This window comes from Streptomyces tateyamensis (assembly GCF_003205575.1).
Taxonomy (GTDB): Bacteria; Actinomycetota; Actinomycetes; order Streptomycetales; family Streptomycetaceae; genus Kitasatospora; species Kitasatospora tateyamensis.
Window position 1 is genome coordinate 1 of sequence record NZ_PYBW01000309.1, and the last position, 248, is coordinate 248.

Consider the following 248-nt stretch of genomic DNA (forward strand, 5'->3'; position numbering starts at 1 on the left):
GTCGTAGCGGACCAGCGGGGCCCAGCGCGCGGTGTCGGCGGCGAGTTCGCGGACCAGGCGGGGGGAGTCGGCCACGGGGCTGGGGGGGGGCGCCGCGGCGGGGCGGGCCCGGGGCGGGAAGGGCAGCGGGGCGCCGGCGGTCGAGACGTCGCCCCGGGCGGCCGCCCAGGGGCGCGCGGGCGAGGGCGGGCGGCCGGCCCGCCCGGCGGCGGGGGGGCGGGGGGCCCTGCGTCTGGGGCGGGGGGGGG

At 88.3% G+C, this 248-nt stretch carries 1 pseudogene; it reads right to left on the reverse strand.

Annotation, left to right across the window (positions count from 1 at the left end):
* Positions 1 to 248: pseudogene (locus tag C7C46_RS36105) on the reverse strand (hypothetical protein); the annotation flags it as partial.